The sequence below is a fragment of the Chitinophaga sp. genome (genome assembly GCF_017745275.1).
Taxonomy (GTDB): Bacteria; Bacteroidota; Bacteroidia; order Chitinophagales; family Chitinophagaceae; genus Chitinophaga.
The window spans coordinates 25,923-41,208 of sequence record NZ_JAGHZS010000010.1 but is presented as its reverse complement, the minus strand read 5'-3'; the positions used below and the strand labels follow the sequence as shown (position 1 = coordinate 41,208).

Sequence of the window (15,286 nt, the reverse complement as noted above, 5' to 3'; positions counted from 1 at the left end):
TTACACCTATCCTTTTTTCATAAAACTTAGCGTAAAATGAATATAATCCCCTATACCCAGGAAGTGGTTGTATTTCCTGGCAATTACCAAAGCCCACTTCACCTTTTTATGCTGCAGGTATTTCATTACCCGTCTTACAATCAGTTGCTGATAGTATTTCTTCTGGTAATGTTCCTGCACATTGTCAGTGTTGAGGTAATATACCAGCGACTTGTCCGGCGCCGGCAACCTCACGGACGCCCTGTTTTCCGCGTCCTGTATATAATAAGATTTTACTTCAGGGCTCATAGCTACCTGGAAATGCTGTGCCAGTCGTGCCCACACATCCAGGTCTTCTCCATGGGTAATTTTTTCATTAAACGGCAATATGCTGCTGAATGCTTCTTTCTTCACACAAACCGCAGAAGAATGGATCACCGCATTATTGAGCACCAGCTTGAAATAGTTGCCGATAATACCTCCTCCTGCCACAATATTTTTTTTACCGATCTCCCCACTGCGTGTCATCCCTGCAAAGCCGGTAGCGAAAACGCTGGCGGTAGGATAGTTAGTGATCAATTGTTGTATGGTGGCCAGGAAATCCGGCGCCCATAAGTCATCTCCATCAATAAAGGCAATGTAGCCCGCCTTCGCCTCCCGGATACCGGTGTTACGCGCACTCGATACGCCACCATTCGGTTTGTCTACAATCCGTATCCGTGGATCTGCGATGGCAGCCACTACTTCCCGGCTCTTGTCTTTGGAGCCATCGTTAACTACCAGCAATTCAAAATCTCCCAACGTTTGCGCCAATATCGATTGAATGGTTTTTCCAATGCTTTCTTCCTTGTTATATAGCGGAAGTACCACAGAAAATGTAGGTGTATATGCCATTGCTATGCTGCTTTCTTTTTTAGAAATGTTCCCAGGATAAATTGCCGGTCGTTTGCAGGAATGATAAACCTATAGGCGATCAATGCTGCGCCACCGCCTGCTACTGCCAATGATAATCCCACCTGGATAATATTATGCTGGTTTACAAAATATAAACAACCGGTGCCCAGTATACCAATTACTGCCAGCGTAAGAATCCCAGGCAGCAAGGCTTTGAAATAGCCGTTCTTTACCTGCATCAAATGAGAGGCATACCAGGTGGTAAAGAGCAGGTTTTTCATGGTGAGCACGATCATGCTGGCAATCGCCACTGCATACAGTCCCAGGTCTGTATATTTCACCAGTCCCAGGCTTAACGCGAAGTTGATCACTCCCAATATCAATGTAACAATACCAGGTGTTTTAGCTTTGTTGTATGCCTGGAAAATAGAGAGTAAAGGAATTACCGATACATTCACGATCAGGTGCAGTGTCAGCGTATTCATGAGGGGAGCAAGCACTACGTAATCTTTCCCCAACCAGAAATATAAAATAGACTTGGAAAAACAGCAGATGATACCTACCGGGAAGGCCAGGAATATGGCCAGCAGCCGGACAATACGCTGCGACAACTCCGCCATCTTTTCTGTTTTACCCTGTGTATACAACAACACCAGTGCGGTACCAATTCCTCCCGATACCACGGCACCCAATGCACGAATTAATACCCCCCATTGCATCACCGCCGCAAACTTTCCGGAGGCGGCAGGCCCGAGGTAGATATTAATAATGAAGAGGTCCATATTGAGGAATAATACGGTAGCCACGTGATTCACTGTCAGCCAGCCTCCGAGGCCAAAAATTTCTTTCAGCTTCGCTTTGCGAAAACTTTTAACAGAGATGCTGATATAAGGTGATAATTTTTTCCATATCCGGATACTGTAAAATAACGTAGCCACTGATCCGATGGCGTAAGCAATGCCGATGTACACAATAGACTTGCCAAACGCCAGGATCAGGCAGGGCGACAGGATAGCATAAGTTAGCAGGGCAATCCGGTCTGCGATATTTTTCAGGTATACTTTATTATAGGCGTTCGCTATGGCAGTGAATACACCTGCAATGATGAGCAGTGAAAAGGAGATACTCATCAGTACATATAACTCCCGTGTATCATTTACTAATCCTGCAGGGATATTGAGTAATTTGTCTACATAAAAAATACAACCTAAAAACACCGGGATCACCAGCACCACAATGGTGGCCAGCTGAGTCCAGAAGGCAGTATTGAAAGTATGATTGATTCCTTCCACATCATCGCGTTGCATGTCCATCATCAGGAACCTGGAGAGAGAACCATTGATAGCAATGGTGATAATGTTAACGTAGGAATATAAAGACAACCCAATAGATACGATACCGAATACTGCTACACCCAATGATTTTACAAAGAAGGAAGGCAATAACAACCCGATGATGATATTCAATACAAAGATCATCACATTGCTGAAGAGGTTCGTTTTATAGTTGCTCCTATAGTCAATATCCGTTTTAATGGATACCATGGCCGGTTTCGGCGTTGCTGGGGCTACAGGAGTATCTGCTACCGCTGCTGAATGATACTGGCGCATGTTTCTAAATTTTTGTAAACGATATTCGTAGCTGTAGCTGGTGGCAGGGTAGCCAGCGTTGCTCTTTTATGCAACAGGTCGTCCAGCAATGTGTTTCTGCTGGCTTTGTCCTGTGCAGTAAGCGACGCTACCTGGTATGCCGGGTTATAGCCTACTGAATGGAGAAAGTCTGTACATTTTGTGTGGTATTCAAACAGCATAAACGGTACTTCTGCGATGTAAGACATAATCGCAGAATGCAGCCGGAAGCCAATGAACAGATCACATTTTTTCATATTATCCCAGAAGGCCAACGTATCCTTGTCGTAATCAACGAGGCTGATGGTCACCTTTTTATAAGTCTTCACCTGGCTGATGATCCGCTCTGTCAGCGGTTTATCGCCTACGTGTTCATTGGCGTTAAAAATGAAAAATCTGAATTCAACATCGCTATACATTTCGTGCAGGGAAGAAAGGAGCAGCAGGAGTTGTTGTTCCCGTTCCTGTTCTTTCTGTGGATTGCCGTTATGATATTTTTCATAATTGCATACGCTGATGCCGATTATTTTCCGGTTGTTTTCGGAAGCAGGGGTAGCTTCCGGGGTTACATAGGAAGTATCGTTACCGATGAGCGGCAACAGTGCAGCTACATCAAAGCCCTTTTCCACTTTGCTTTCCAGTTTCATTTCCTGCACATAATCCATGGATTGCTGATCTCTCACCGATACATATCTGAATTTGTTCAGGTAGTTTTTGATGTAGTTGAAATCAGCTTTTGTTTTAAAGGGGCCGACGGAGATACCGAGTGCATATAATTTTTTATACTGGTAGATGTTGCGTACATCTACGATGGACCTGGCGCCATCGCCGAATGTAGAGCCGCCCACGTGAATAATATTACTGCTTTTCAATGCTTCCATATACAGTTGCCCGTATTTGATATATTTATTGGCAGAAAGCTTTGATGACTGTATATATTTCAGTTGGGGCAGGTCTAAACCCTGCACATGCGTGTTCCTGAGACCGAACTTATTTTTAAAAGTCCAGTCTGCCACTACACAGAATACGTCGTCTCCTATGTTTTTATGGCCATAGTATCCCCTCAGGTAAGTGCGATTGCCTGTCATAACAAATTTATACCGGAAAAATGCTTAAATATTATTTGCTGTTATTCGTGTCTTTTTTGTTAGAAAAAAGTTGGGTTATCGCGGTACCAATTCACCGCAATTTCCAGTCCGTTTGCAACGGAAAATACCGGTTGATATCCTACCAGCTGGTTCGCTTTGCTGATATCTGCCAGGCTATGTTTCACGTCACCTTTACGTTCTGGTTTATATGTTGGAGGCACTACAAAATTGGTGATAGCGCCTATTTTTTCCCATAGTTCATTGAGGGTGGTACGTTCGCCAAAGGCGATATTAATAATTTCGGCGGTGGTTATTCCGTCTGCAAAAAGGGCTTTGATGTTAGCCTGCACAGCGTTTTCAACGAAAGTAAAGTCGCGGCTGGTTTCCCCGTCACCATTAATCGTAGGTACTTCTTTGCGCAGTGCGGCATCAATAAACAACGGAATAACGGCGGCATAAGCGCCTTTAGGATTTTGCCGTGGGCCAAACACGTTAAAGTAGCGCAGACCAATGGTATGAAAGTCATATGTCCGGGAAAACACCTGTGCATATAATTCGTTCACATATTTGGTTACTGCGTAGGGAGACAATGGATTCCCGATTTTATCTTCTACTTTAGGTAATCCCGGATGATCCCCGTAGGTGCTGGAGCTGGCAGCATATACCATCCGTTTTACACCGGCATCGCGGGCGGCCACTAATATGTTCAGGAAGCCGGAGATGTTTACCTCGTTGGTGGTCACCGGATCATTGATAGAGCGGGGAACGGAGCCCAGCGCTGCCTGGTGGGATACGTAGTCAATACCATCCATCGCTTTCCTGCAATCTTCCTGTTGGCGGATATCACCTTCCAGCAGTTCGAAATGCGGATTGCTTAAAAAGGGAGCGATATTATTCCTGGAGCCGGTAGAGAAATTGTCCAGCACCCTCACCTTTTTTGCACCGTATTTCAAGAGATATTCTACCAGGTTAGAGCCGATAAAGCCGGCGCCGCCTGTGATTAAAAAGCTATATGCTGATAAGTCTTGCTGATGATATGCCTGTTTGTACATAAATTTTTCTTTGTCGAATATTCCTGAAATACCTGTGTTTATATTTTAAATTACAACCTGCCGTCTACCAGGTCTCTTTGTAAAGTGCCTTTTACGTCGTAGATCACTGAAGTAGGTTTGCACAATTTTTTAATGTCGAGCGCTTTAAACTGGTGATGTGAAACCGCCAGTACTACAGCATCGAACTTACTTTCCGGTGCCAGTTCCTTTACAGACTGCCAGCCGTATTCATGTTCCACTTCTGCTGGTTCTGCCCATGGATCGAGGATGGTGATGTTAGTATTATAGTCTGCCAGGTTTTTGAGTATATCTACTACTTTGGTATTGCGTACATCGGGGCAGTTTTCTTTGAACGTAACACCCAGCACCAGTATTTTTGAGCCTTTTACGGCAATATCTTTCTTCACCATCAGTTTAATAACTTCCTGGGATACATATGCTCCCATGCTATCATTTAACCGGCGTCCTGCCAGGATAATTTCCGGATGGTAACCGGCTTCCTGCGCTTTTTGTGCGAGGTAATACGGATCTACGCCAATACAGTGTCCACCTACCAAACCAGGTCTGAAGTTCAGGAAGTTCCATTTGGTGCCGGCAGCTTTCAGTACTTCTTCTGTATCGATGCCCAGGCAATTGAAGATTTTTGCCAGTTCATTCACAAAAGCAATATTGATATCGCGTTGTGCATTCTCGATCACCTTTGCTGCTTCGGCTACCCGTATAGAGCTGGCCTGGTAAGTACCTGCGGTGATCACTGACTTGTATAAATTGTTTACCTTCTCTCCTACTTCCGGGGTAGATCCCGAGGTAATTTTCAAAATTTTAGATACCGTATGTTCTTTATCACCCGGGTTAATACGTTCCGGTGAGTAGCCCGCGAAGAAGTCCTTATTGAATTTCAGGCCGGATGTTTTTTCAAGTACCGGTACGCAATCATCCTCTGTAGCGCCTGGGTATACGGTAGATTCATACACTACGATATCGCCTGGTTTCAATACTTTTCCTACAGTTTGACTGGCTTTAATCAGTGGTGTCAGATCCGGCCTGTTGTTTTTATCTACCGGTGTGGGTACGGTGACAATGAAAAAATTACAATCCCTGATATCGTCCAGTTGATTGGAGCAGAAAAGCCCGATGCCGGCTTTGTCTGTGGTGAGTACCCGCTGCAGGTCTTCTGACGACAGCTCCAGGGTATGGTCTTCTCCTCCATTCAGTTCTTTAATACGTGCTTCGTTAATATCAAACCCTACTACCTTATACTTTTTGGCAAATTCTACAGCCAATGGTAATCCTACATATCCCAGTCCAATAATTGCAATTTTTACGTCCATATGAGTTCTACGTTTGTAGTTATTTTTTGCTAAAAATGTTTTTTAATCTCCTAAAGGTACTTTTTTTGTGATCCATTCCATCATTCCCGTAGCCATAGCCGTATCCATAGCCGTATCCATAGCTGCCTGACGTTTTCACATCATTGATGATAATGTTAAGTTTAGGCATTTTATGCTGGATGTAAAGGTCCCTGGATAGCTTCAGCTGTTCTTTAAAGGTATAGTTCTGGCGGACTAAAAACAAGGTGGCATCCGCGAAGCGTGCCAGCAGCTGTCCGTCCGTTACCAGGCCTATGGGCGCGGTATCCACAACGATAAAGTCGAACCGGTCCCTCAGCGCATCAAAGAGTTTTGCTGTTTCTTCCTGTAATAACAGTTCAGCGGGATTGGGCGGAATGGGTCCGGAAGAAATGAGCCAACAGTTGTCGTGTATGCCGGAAGGCCGGATAATCTGATCCAGGGAGGATTTACCGATCACGTAGGTGCTGAATCCCACGTTATTGGGAATATCCAGGCCGGCAGAGATCCTCGGTTTCCGGAGGTCCATTTCCAGCAACACCACCTTTTTACCCGATAAAGCCAGTACTGCGGCCAGGTTGGTGGCTACAAACGACTTCCCTTCCCCGCTCATACTGGAGGTGAGCATGATCACTTTCTCGTTGGCACGGGTCAGGATAAACTGTAAGTTGGTACGCATGGCGCGGAACTGCTCTACTATCGGGGAGTTCGACTTTGCCGTGGCCACAATGAGCTGTTGCCCGTTGTTATGGCCAATTTCCGCGATAATAGGCACCGGTGTCTGATCGGATACGTCTTTCTTATGGAAGATGCGTTTATTCAGTAGCTCTTTCAGGTAGAAGATAGTAGCCGGACATCCCACCCCTAAAATAAACGACAGCAGGTAGATAATCAGTGGATTCGGATTATACGGTTTAGCGTCGCTCTTGGCGGGATCCACGATCCGGCTGATGGCCAGGTTCGAGGATTTTGAGATCGCCGATTCTTCTCTTTTCTTCAGCAGGAATAAATACAGTTCCTGCTTAATCGCCTGTTGCCGGGAAATGTCCAGGAACACGCGCTCTGTGGCGGGTACCTTTTCTATTTTCCGGTTCACCGTACCTACATTCTGCTGCAGCTCATTGATGCTCACCTGGATGCCCTGCTTCAGGGACGACAGGTTACTACGCAGATCTGCCCGCAAGCCCACCAGCTGTTCGTTCAGGTTTTTTATAAACGGATTGGCCTCAGTGCTGGTAAGCAGTTGCCTGTCACGCTCCATCTGCAGGGTATTGTACTTACCTATTAACCCAACGAAGGTAGGATCTGCCACCACCAGGGCGGAAGGCACCACATGCGTGGCGTTCTTGTTATCCTCCAGGTATTGTTCCAGCGCGGTAACTACGGATAAGCGAACCTGTTGGTCTGTCAACTGTTTCATCAGGTCGCCCGTACCCACTACCAGCTGCTTGGATTGCTCCTCGATGTTGGCCAGCTTATTCTGTTGTTTGAATTGTTGTATTTCATTTTCTACGCCCGATAGCTCTTTGCTGACAATTACCAACCGGTTATCGACAAACGAAATGGTGCTGTCAACGATGCGGTTCTTATCTTCCACGCTGGCATGCAGGTATACGTCGATCAGCTTATTGAGTACCGCTTCTCCCTTTGCAGGTACGCCGGAAGAATAAGTCATGTCGATGGTGCTTACCTGTTTGTTAGGGATATTCACCGTGAATTGCTTCTGAAAATCGGCTACTGCCTGATCTATAGAAATTACCTTCACCAGGATATCTTCATCCAGCAAAGGATACATAGCTTTACGTTCTACTACCAGGATGCCTTCCGGCAGTTGCAGCGTGTCGTTCCAGGCACCGCGCAGGCTCAGGTCTTCCCGGGACAAGGCAAAGCTGTCTTTCCCCATGGCCGACACCGTATATGATACAGAGGTAAGTGTATCTTTTAAGGCCAGCCAGTGCATAGCAATGGGCAGGCGTTCATAGATTTCCGTTTTCTTTACATGCCCGGCGATAAAATACGTGACATTCAGCTGTAAATCCTTTACTACTTTTTCTGTGAGTGAGCGGGATTTTAATATTTCTGCTTCATTGTCGACACTGTTCTTATTATTAAATATTTCCAGCTGATCCAGGATTTCGCCGCCAGGAATATCGCCTCCTTTCTGTTGATCCTGTACCAGGATCTTAGCACTGATTTTATAATCCGGCGATGCGTATCGCAGGTACAACCGGGCCACCACGGCCAGTCCTATCACACAAAGAACAAACCAATACCAGTTGCGGAGGGTTTTGTCCAGTATTTTGCGGACGTCTAACCCAGTACCTTTCGGCTCTTCGAAAGGCTGAATATCATTTAAAGGAAACCGGTTATCCGTCTTAATAATATTGTGCATATCCCTCTAAAATTTAACTCTGGTTAATAAAACGATCAGTACTGATATTACAGAAGACGCAATTGTAATGTTTCTTAAGCGTGCGCCATCTGATGCCGTTACTTTTGATTTATTAGGCTCCACATATATCACATCTCCCTGTTGTAAATAGTAGTAAGGTGACGCAAACAGGCGGCTTTCGTTCAGGTTCAGGCGAACGAATTCCTGTTGGTCGTTTTTCTTCCGGATCAATAAAACGTTCTCTCGTTTACCGTATATGGTCAGGTCTCCTGCCACTCCCAGCGCATCCAGCACAGTTACCTTTTCGTTGGGCATAATATAGGAAGATGGTCTGGCTACCTCTCCCAACACGGTGATCTTAAAATTCGCGAAGCGGACATTTACTACCGGATCTTTGTAGAAAGCAGCCACTTTGGTCTGTATCTCATCACGTACCACGTCTGTTGTTTTACCCTTTACCTCGAGCTTACCAATCATGGGCAAACTCACGGTACCTGCTTTATCTACCAGGTATCCACTCACATTGGTGCCGGTTACTGCAGCAGATGGTGCAGGAATACTGGTACTACCGGTGGCCGGTACATTAGGCACATTCTGTTGATTCATGATCGCTGTAGCAGTAGGATCCATCGTTTGAACGGTGATTTGTAAAATATCATCCGGCTGGATAACTGGTGTACTGTAGGCCGCAAGATTGACCATACTTTGCTTCACGGTATCCGGTACATCCTTGAAATACGTAATATTCTTAGGACCCGAACAAGCCGCGAGAAAAAGACTGCACGCACCTATGACGACAGCAAACAAGATCTTATCAGCGGATGCGAAGCATCTGCACGTACTAAGTATTTTCATTATACGATATGGCTATTAAATAAATAACAAACTCATTGATTAAAAAATGAATGAGCGATATATCATGCGGCAGTAAATACTGCTACTTCTTTTTTTACATTTTAATTTTGTCTTTGTCCAGTTCTTCATAAGAAGAATTCTGGCTGATAAACTCCGGTACCAGTTCCTTCATTTTCTGTACTGTTGGCGTAAGATAGTGTCCTTTGGCAGTGTTTATCAATTGGTTAATCTGCTCATTTACTTCGGTAAAATCTGATGACCTTACTTTGGCGATCATAATTTTTTCGTGGTAAGTGGGCATTGTATTTTCTGCATTGTTCAACAATTCTTCGTAGAGCTTTTCGCCGGGGCGAAGGCCTGTGAAAACGATTTGTATATCGCGGCCAGGCTCTTTGCCGGTCATGCGGATCATTTTCCTTGCCAGTTCTGCAATCTTCATGGGTTTGCCCATGTCGAAAACAAAGATCTCACCTCCCTGTCCCATGGCGCCGGCTTCCAGCACCAGCTGGCAGGCTTCGGGGATGGTCATAAAATAACGGGTGATTTCCGGGTGTGTGACTGTGATCGGACCACCTTTTTCCAGCTGTTGTTTAAAGCGTGGAATAACGGAGCCATTAGAGCCTAACACATTTCCAAAGCGGGTGGTAATAAAACGTGTAGGCGTTGGCGTATACACTGGTCCCATCTTCAGAAATTTTTCATTCAGCTTATTGTTATATGCCTGCGTGAAAATTTCAGCGATACGTTTGGAGGCACCCATTACATTGGTAGGGTTTACTGCCTTATCGGTAGATACCATTACGAATTTCTCCACGCCGTGTTCTACTGCCAGTTCCGCTACTATCTTGGTTCCCAGTACATTGTTCATAACAGCAATGGATGGATTTTTTTCCATCATGGGAACATGTTTATAGGCGGCTGCATGGTAAACAATGGCCGGTGCGTAAATATCGAACAGTTGCTGCATGCGGACACTATCGCATACATTTCCGATGAAAGGAATGATCGGTACATTCACCCCTTTCTCATTTATTTCCAGCTCCAGCTCATGCAACGGAGATTCTGCCTTGTCGCACAGTACAATTACAGAAGGTTCGTAGTTGAGGAGTTGCCTTACTATTTCACTACCAATAGAGCCGGCTGCTCCTGTTACCAGGATACTTTTGCCTTTGAGTTCTTTGCTCAGCTGTTGATTTTTGATACTGATGACAGATCTTTCCAGGAGATCTTCGATGTTGAGGTCTTTCAATTGGATGCTATTATTGGAAGTGGCTCCTTCCGTCCATTCGCTCACAGGAATAATTTTTTGTACTCTTATATTCAGTGCAATACATTCTTCTACCAGCTCATTGAGGTGGGCTGCGTCGAGAGGATCGTTGGGGATGAGCAGCAAGGAGATCTTCCCTTCTTTCACCATTTTAAACAACTGTCCTTTGCGTGAATTATACACAGGCAGACCTTCAATTGATTTTCCTGCGTGCGCCTTGGTATCAGCCAGGAATGCGGTAATTCTGACATCGGCGGCAGGATCATCGGCAATGGCTTTGCGCAACATGAGGCTGGAATGGCCAGTATAATAAATAGCTGCGCGGGTACGGCTCTGGCTACGGAAATTATTATAGTATTTGAATATCCATTTCACCAGCAGGCGATAGGATAAGAGGAAGAACGCCGTGATAAAGAAGTTAATCAGTATCACCGACATGGGGAATGCATTCAGCCGTGCTTCTAGCAGGTGGCTGCGATCCGTGGCAAAGAGGAAAAGGCTGCTGAGTACATTGAGTCCGGCAATGCGGCCAATATCGGCCATGCTGGTAAATCTGACGATCCCGCGGTAGGTACGTAATACTAACGACAGTACGAGATTAATTCCTAATACGACGGTCCCGATCTGCAACATCGGATAGGCCTCTAATGCATCTACATCAAAGTTAAATCTGAGCAAAAAGGCTAAGTTGATTGCTATAACGGAACACCCCAGGTCTAACAGCAGTATTAGCCATGACGGGGTAATCCACGATGAACTACGCACCATAGGTTCAATAATAAGATATGGTTATTAAATGTATTTATATTCGCCTGGTCAACTACCTCCGCGTTTTTTTCAAGGTTTTCATAGTGTCGCGTGAGTTAATCCAGACCGGGTATTAAAAATGATTTACAAACTATTCGGTTTTCAAAGTTAGCACAAAGTAAATACTAAATTTGATAAGTTCTGTTATCAAAAGGTAAACTGTGGAAAAAAAATTTTAAAAGTTTCCTTAAAACACAGATGAATAGTGCATAGCATGCCCGAATCGGCTTAAAAGGCGATTATAAAACCAGTAAATCGGCTACAGTTAACTGCTGAAACGCAATAGAAAGGCGCTGCTACAGCAAATAACTTTACCGGATATACGAAATAGGCGGATCAGCTTATACAGCTGTCCATACTAAATACTATTAAAGAAACCTGGCAACATTGGTGGTGATGCCTCCCTACTGTTTGTAATTGTTGTAACGATTTGCTAATCTCTTGCTGCTCTAAAGTGTCAGATAGATAATACATGGTCATGGTCTTTCAATTTTTGGTTAACGCAGTGTGACTAAAAATATGGCTAAGTAAATATGGTTATAAAACCTGCGTTAAAATCAATCTTGCAACGCACGCATTCGAACAAACACCATACCAATTTACTAATTATTGAAATTATATCACTAAAGTTAGTAAACTATTTATTCAAATACTGTTGTGGTTAAAAAATAACTAAACGATACGGATACCTTACTATGAGCAGAAAGCAGAAAGCAAAAAGCAAAAAGCTATTGAAGCGGTTGATCAAAGCGGATTTTGCTATATACAGGATTAAACTGATTTTATTTTTTTGATTAGCAAAGATGGGAGATGAAAGCGGATGTACCCGCTTTTATCTCCCATCTTTGTTTAAAGTCTTTAAAATATCATCACAAAATCAGCATAGTCAGTTTAATCCTGTATATAGCAAAATCCGCTTTGATCAACCGCTTCAATAGCTTTTTGCTTTTTGCTTTCTGCTTTCTGCTTTAGCTTCTGCCTTCTACGTTATGCTTCTGTCACAAACACTACCAGGCTTTTTGCGCCGTGAGCGCCGAGTACCAGTGATTGTTCAATGTCAGCCGTTTTGGATGGGCCCGCAATGAATACACCGAAACCGGTTTGTGGCGCGCCAATTTTTTCATAGGCCTCATGCATCGTCGGCAATATGTTTTGACGAGGGAGTACAATGGCCAGGTGCTGACAGATAAATGGCAACACTCTCACCTGCATTTCCTGCTCGGTGAGCCAGATAGCGCCATTTTCTGCTACCCCCCATTGTCCGGGTACAATGGCCATATCTACATCTTCAAGCAAATGCGGATCTTCGTTTGCCCATTCCCGTGATACTTCCCGGGCATTGATCACCCTTTGTAAATTCGGGTAATGTTCGGCCAGCAAAGCTGGTATCTCCGTTTCATCTTTTATTTCAAACAGGCTGCCTCCCAGTGCTTCCAGCACCTTCCGGTAAGCGTCCAGTGTACCGGGCATATTTCCGGAGAGTCCCTGCAAAGCCGGAAGCGGCGCAAACTCCGGCTGGTTTTGTTTTACCGCGGCTAATATTTTATCCCTGCTGCTCATGAAGATTTTTTATTTTTTGCATACCATTCGGAGAATGACTGTGCCGGTGGCGCCGGCATCTCCCGTTGTTTGTACCAGGGATTCATACGGTTGTTCACCATCCCGGGAAATGCACGCATTACCCAGCGCCCCATTTTCCCGGCCGCTTTATAGGTACGGGGTGCCGATAATACCCCTGTCATGATTTTCATGCTGGCTGTTTTCGCCGCAGATGTGTGTCCCTCCTGTACCAATACCTGCCGCCATTTATATAACTGCTGATGAATATCAATTTTCACCGGGCATACATTGGAACAGGAGCCGCATAAGGTAGAGGCAAAAGGCAGATCTTTATAATCCTTCATATCCAGGTTGGGCGCGAGAATAGCGCCAATAGGCCCTGCTACCGCGGTATGATAACTGTGTCCGCCACTGCGCCGGTATACCGGGCAGGTGTTCATACAGGCACCACAACGGATACATTTCAGTGAGTTGCGGAAGTCTTCCCGCCCCAGCTGCCTGCTTCGTCCATTATCTACCAGCACAATATGCAGTTCCTGGCCTTTGCGGGGCGCACGGAAATGGCTGGAATAGGTAGTAATAGGCTGACCGGTAGCGCTGCGTGCCAGCAGGCGCAAAAACACGCCCAGGTGCTTACGCTCCGGGATAATTTTTTCAATACCCATACAGGCAATATGTACATCCGCCAGGTGCGCACCCATGTCAGCATTCCCTTCATTGGTACACACTACCATTTCCCCGGTTTCAGCTACGGCAAAATTCACCCCTGTAATGGCGGCGTTGGCCTGGAGAAATTCCTTACGCAGGTGCAATCTCGCGGCAGCCGTGAGGAATTGAGGATCCGCGTTACCGGCGGGTGTTCCCAGGTGTTCATGAAACAGCTCCCCTATTTCCTCTTTCTTTTTATGAATACAAGGCAATACAATATGGCTTGGTGGCTCTTTTGCCAATTGCACAATTCTTTCTCCCAGGTCCGTATCTATCACATCAATGCCGTTGGCTTCCAGGTGTGGATTGAGGTGGCATTCTTCCGTTAACATGGACTTACTCTTCACCATCCGTTTTACGCCATGCTTTTTCAGGATGTCGGTAACAATGCGGTTATGCTCTGCTGCATCGGCGGCCCAATGCACAATAGCGCCGTTTTGCTGTGCCTGTTGTTCAAATTGCAGGAGGTAGTCGTGCAAGTTGCCGAGGGCATTGAATTTTATCTGGGAGGCCGTGTCCCTCAGCAGCTCCCATTCGGGAATAGTCCAGGCAATGCGGTCGCGTTTCGCGCGCACCCACCATAACGTTTCATCATGCCAGTTAACCCTCGGCTCATTTTCGTTGAACTTGTCTGCCAGTGTCGCGTGATCAGCTGTTTGCCTGTTCATGGATATTTTGATTGAGAATTTCAGCAATATGCATCACTTTTACGCCGGCGTGCTGACGGCGCAAAATACCTTCCATGTGCATCAGACAACTCACATCTGTTCCTGTGATGACTTCCGCACCGTGTTTAACGTGGTCGGCTACACGGTCTTTTCCCATCTTCACCGACACCGCTTCTTCTGCCACGCAGAATGTTCCTCCAAATCCGCAGCACTCATCCTGGCGGTCGAGCGGTATCAGCTCTACGCCTTCTACCATCCGTAACAGCTTTTCCGGTTTGGAAAATGGCGCTGCCACCAGTTCACTCATCTGTGCCAATGCCAGCCCACGCTGGCCATGGCAGCTCTGGTGCAGGCCCACCTTACAAGGGAAACGGGCAGGGAGCGATTCCACCTTCAGGATATCGGTCAGGAACTCCGTCAGTTCGTATATACGTTGACGTATATGCGTGGCTTTATCTTCCTTCTCCGGATCGTGTAAATGGTCTTTGATATGCAATACACAACTACCGGAAGGTCCTACAATATAATCGTAGTCTGCAAAATTTTTGATAAACAGGGTATTACACTGGTGCGTCAGGTGTTCATAGCCGGAGTTAGCCATGGGCTGGCCGCAACAGGTTTGTCCCTGCGGGTACTCTACTTCACAACCCAGTTTTTGCAGTAGCTGCAGGGTAGCAATACCTACCTGCGGATAAAACTGGTCAATATAACATGGTATAAATAATCCTACTTTCACGGGTAAAGTAATTTAGTAGCTTTTAGCTGTTATCCGTTCACTGTTAGCGGCGAGGTAGCGAAAACAAGTGTTTATCCTGTAGCTGCCTTGCTGAAGCTTATTGACAATATGCAAATTTAGCTGGCAAGGCCACAGTAATCCTACCTCTTTTTTACCGGTTACTGGCTTATTTTTCACTGACCTAAAGTAAAGAAACGGGGGAATATTTGCAACCCGGACTATCCTGCTGTGGAGCGGAAAGCGGAAAGCTGAAAGCAAAAAGCAAAAAGCTATTGTAGCGAATGACTAACGCGAGTAAATAAA

At 45.5% G+C, this 15,286-nt stretch carries 11 protein-coding genes; all 11 read right to left on the bottom strand.

The genetic code is table 11. From position 1 onward, the window contains the following. Positions 1-6 precede the first annotated feature (6 nt). Entirely contained in the window at positions 7-873 is an 867-nt protein-coding gene (locus J7623_RS26940) for a glycosyltransferase family 2 protein (RefSeq protein WP_291926820.1), read from the bottom strand. Between the two features lie 2 nt (positions 874-875). Continuing rightward, positions 876-2,483, bottom strand: coding sequence for an oligosaccharide flippase family protein (locus tag J7623_RS26935; RefSeq protein ID WP_291926817.1), 1,608 nt, complete (start codon positions 2,481-2,483; stop codon positions 876-878). Continuing rightward, positions 2,456-3,589: a polysaccharide pyruvyl transferase family protein gene (locus J7623_RS26930; protein ID WP_291926814.1), complete on the bottom strand. Its 1,134-nt coding sequence runs from the start codon at positions 3,587-3,589 to the stop codon at positions 2,456-2,458. Before J7623_RS26930 ends, J7623_RS26935 begins: the two co-directional genes overlap by 28 nt. A gap of 59 nt (positions 3,590-3,648) precedes the next feature. Next, on the bottom strand, positions 3,649-4,641 hold the full coding sequence (locus J7623_RS26925) for an SDR family oxidoreductase (protein ID WP_291926812.1): 993 nt from the start codon (positions 4,639-4,641) through the stop codon (positions 3,649-3,651). A 50-nt stretch (positions 4,642-4,691) separates the two neighbouring features. Further along, complete coding sequence (locus J7623_RS26920; protein WP_291926810.1) at positions 4,692-5,972, bottom strand: nucleotide sugar dehydrogenase; 1,281 nt, start codon at positions 5,970-5,972, stop codon at positions 4,692-4,694. Between the two features lie 19 nt (positions 5,973-5,991). Then, a complete protein-coding gene (locus J7623_RS26915; RefSeq protein WP_291926807.1) occupies positions 5,992-8,382 on the bottom strand; it encodes a tyrosine-protein kinase in 2,391 nt (796 codons plus the stop codon). 6 nt (positions 8,383-8,388) lie between these two features. Continuing rightward, a complete protein-coding gene (locus tag J7623_RS26910) occupies positions 8,389-9,084 on the bottom strand; it encodes a polysaccharide biosynthesis/export family protein (RefSeq protein WP_291926804.1) in 696 nt (231 codons plus the stop codon). Between the two features lie 247 nt (positions 9,085-9,331). Continuing rightward, positions 9,332-11,182, bottom strand: coding sequence for a nucleoside-diphosphate sugar epimerase/dehydratase (locus J7623_RS26905; RefSeq protein ID WP_291926801.1), 1,851 nt, complete (start codon positions 11,180-11,182; stop codon positions 9,332-9,334). A 1,116-nt stretch (positions 11,183-12,298) separates the two neighbouring features. After that, positions 12,299-12,871, bottom strand: a complete 573-nt coding sequence (locus J7623_RS26900; RefSeq protein WP_291926798.1) for an LUD domain-containing protein — start codon at positions 12,869-12,871, stop codon at positions 12,299-12,301. Continuing rightward, complete coding sequence (locus J7623_RS26895; RefSeq protein WP_291926795.1) at positions 12,868-14,247, bottom strand: lactate utilization protein B; 1,380 nt, start codon at positions 14,245-14,247, stop codon at positions 12,868-12,870. Before J7623_RS26895 ends, J7623_RS26900 begins: the two co-directional genes overlap by 4 nt. Beyond that, positions 14,228-14,983: a (Fe-S)-binding protein gene (locus tag J7623_RS26890; protein ID WP_291926793.1), complete on the bottom strand. Its 756-nt coding sequence runs from the start codon at positions 14,981-14,983 to the stop codon at positions 14,228-14,230. Before J7623_RS26890 ends, J7623_RS26895 begins: the two co-directional genes overlap by 20 nt. Between the last annotated feature and the right edge of the window lie 303 nt (positions 14,984-15,286).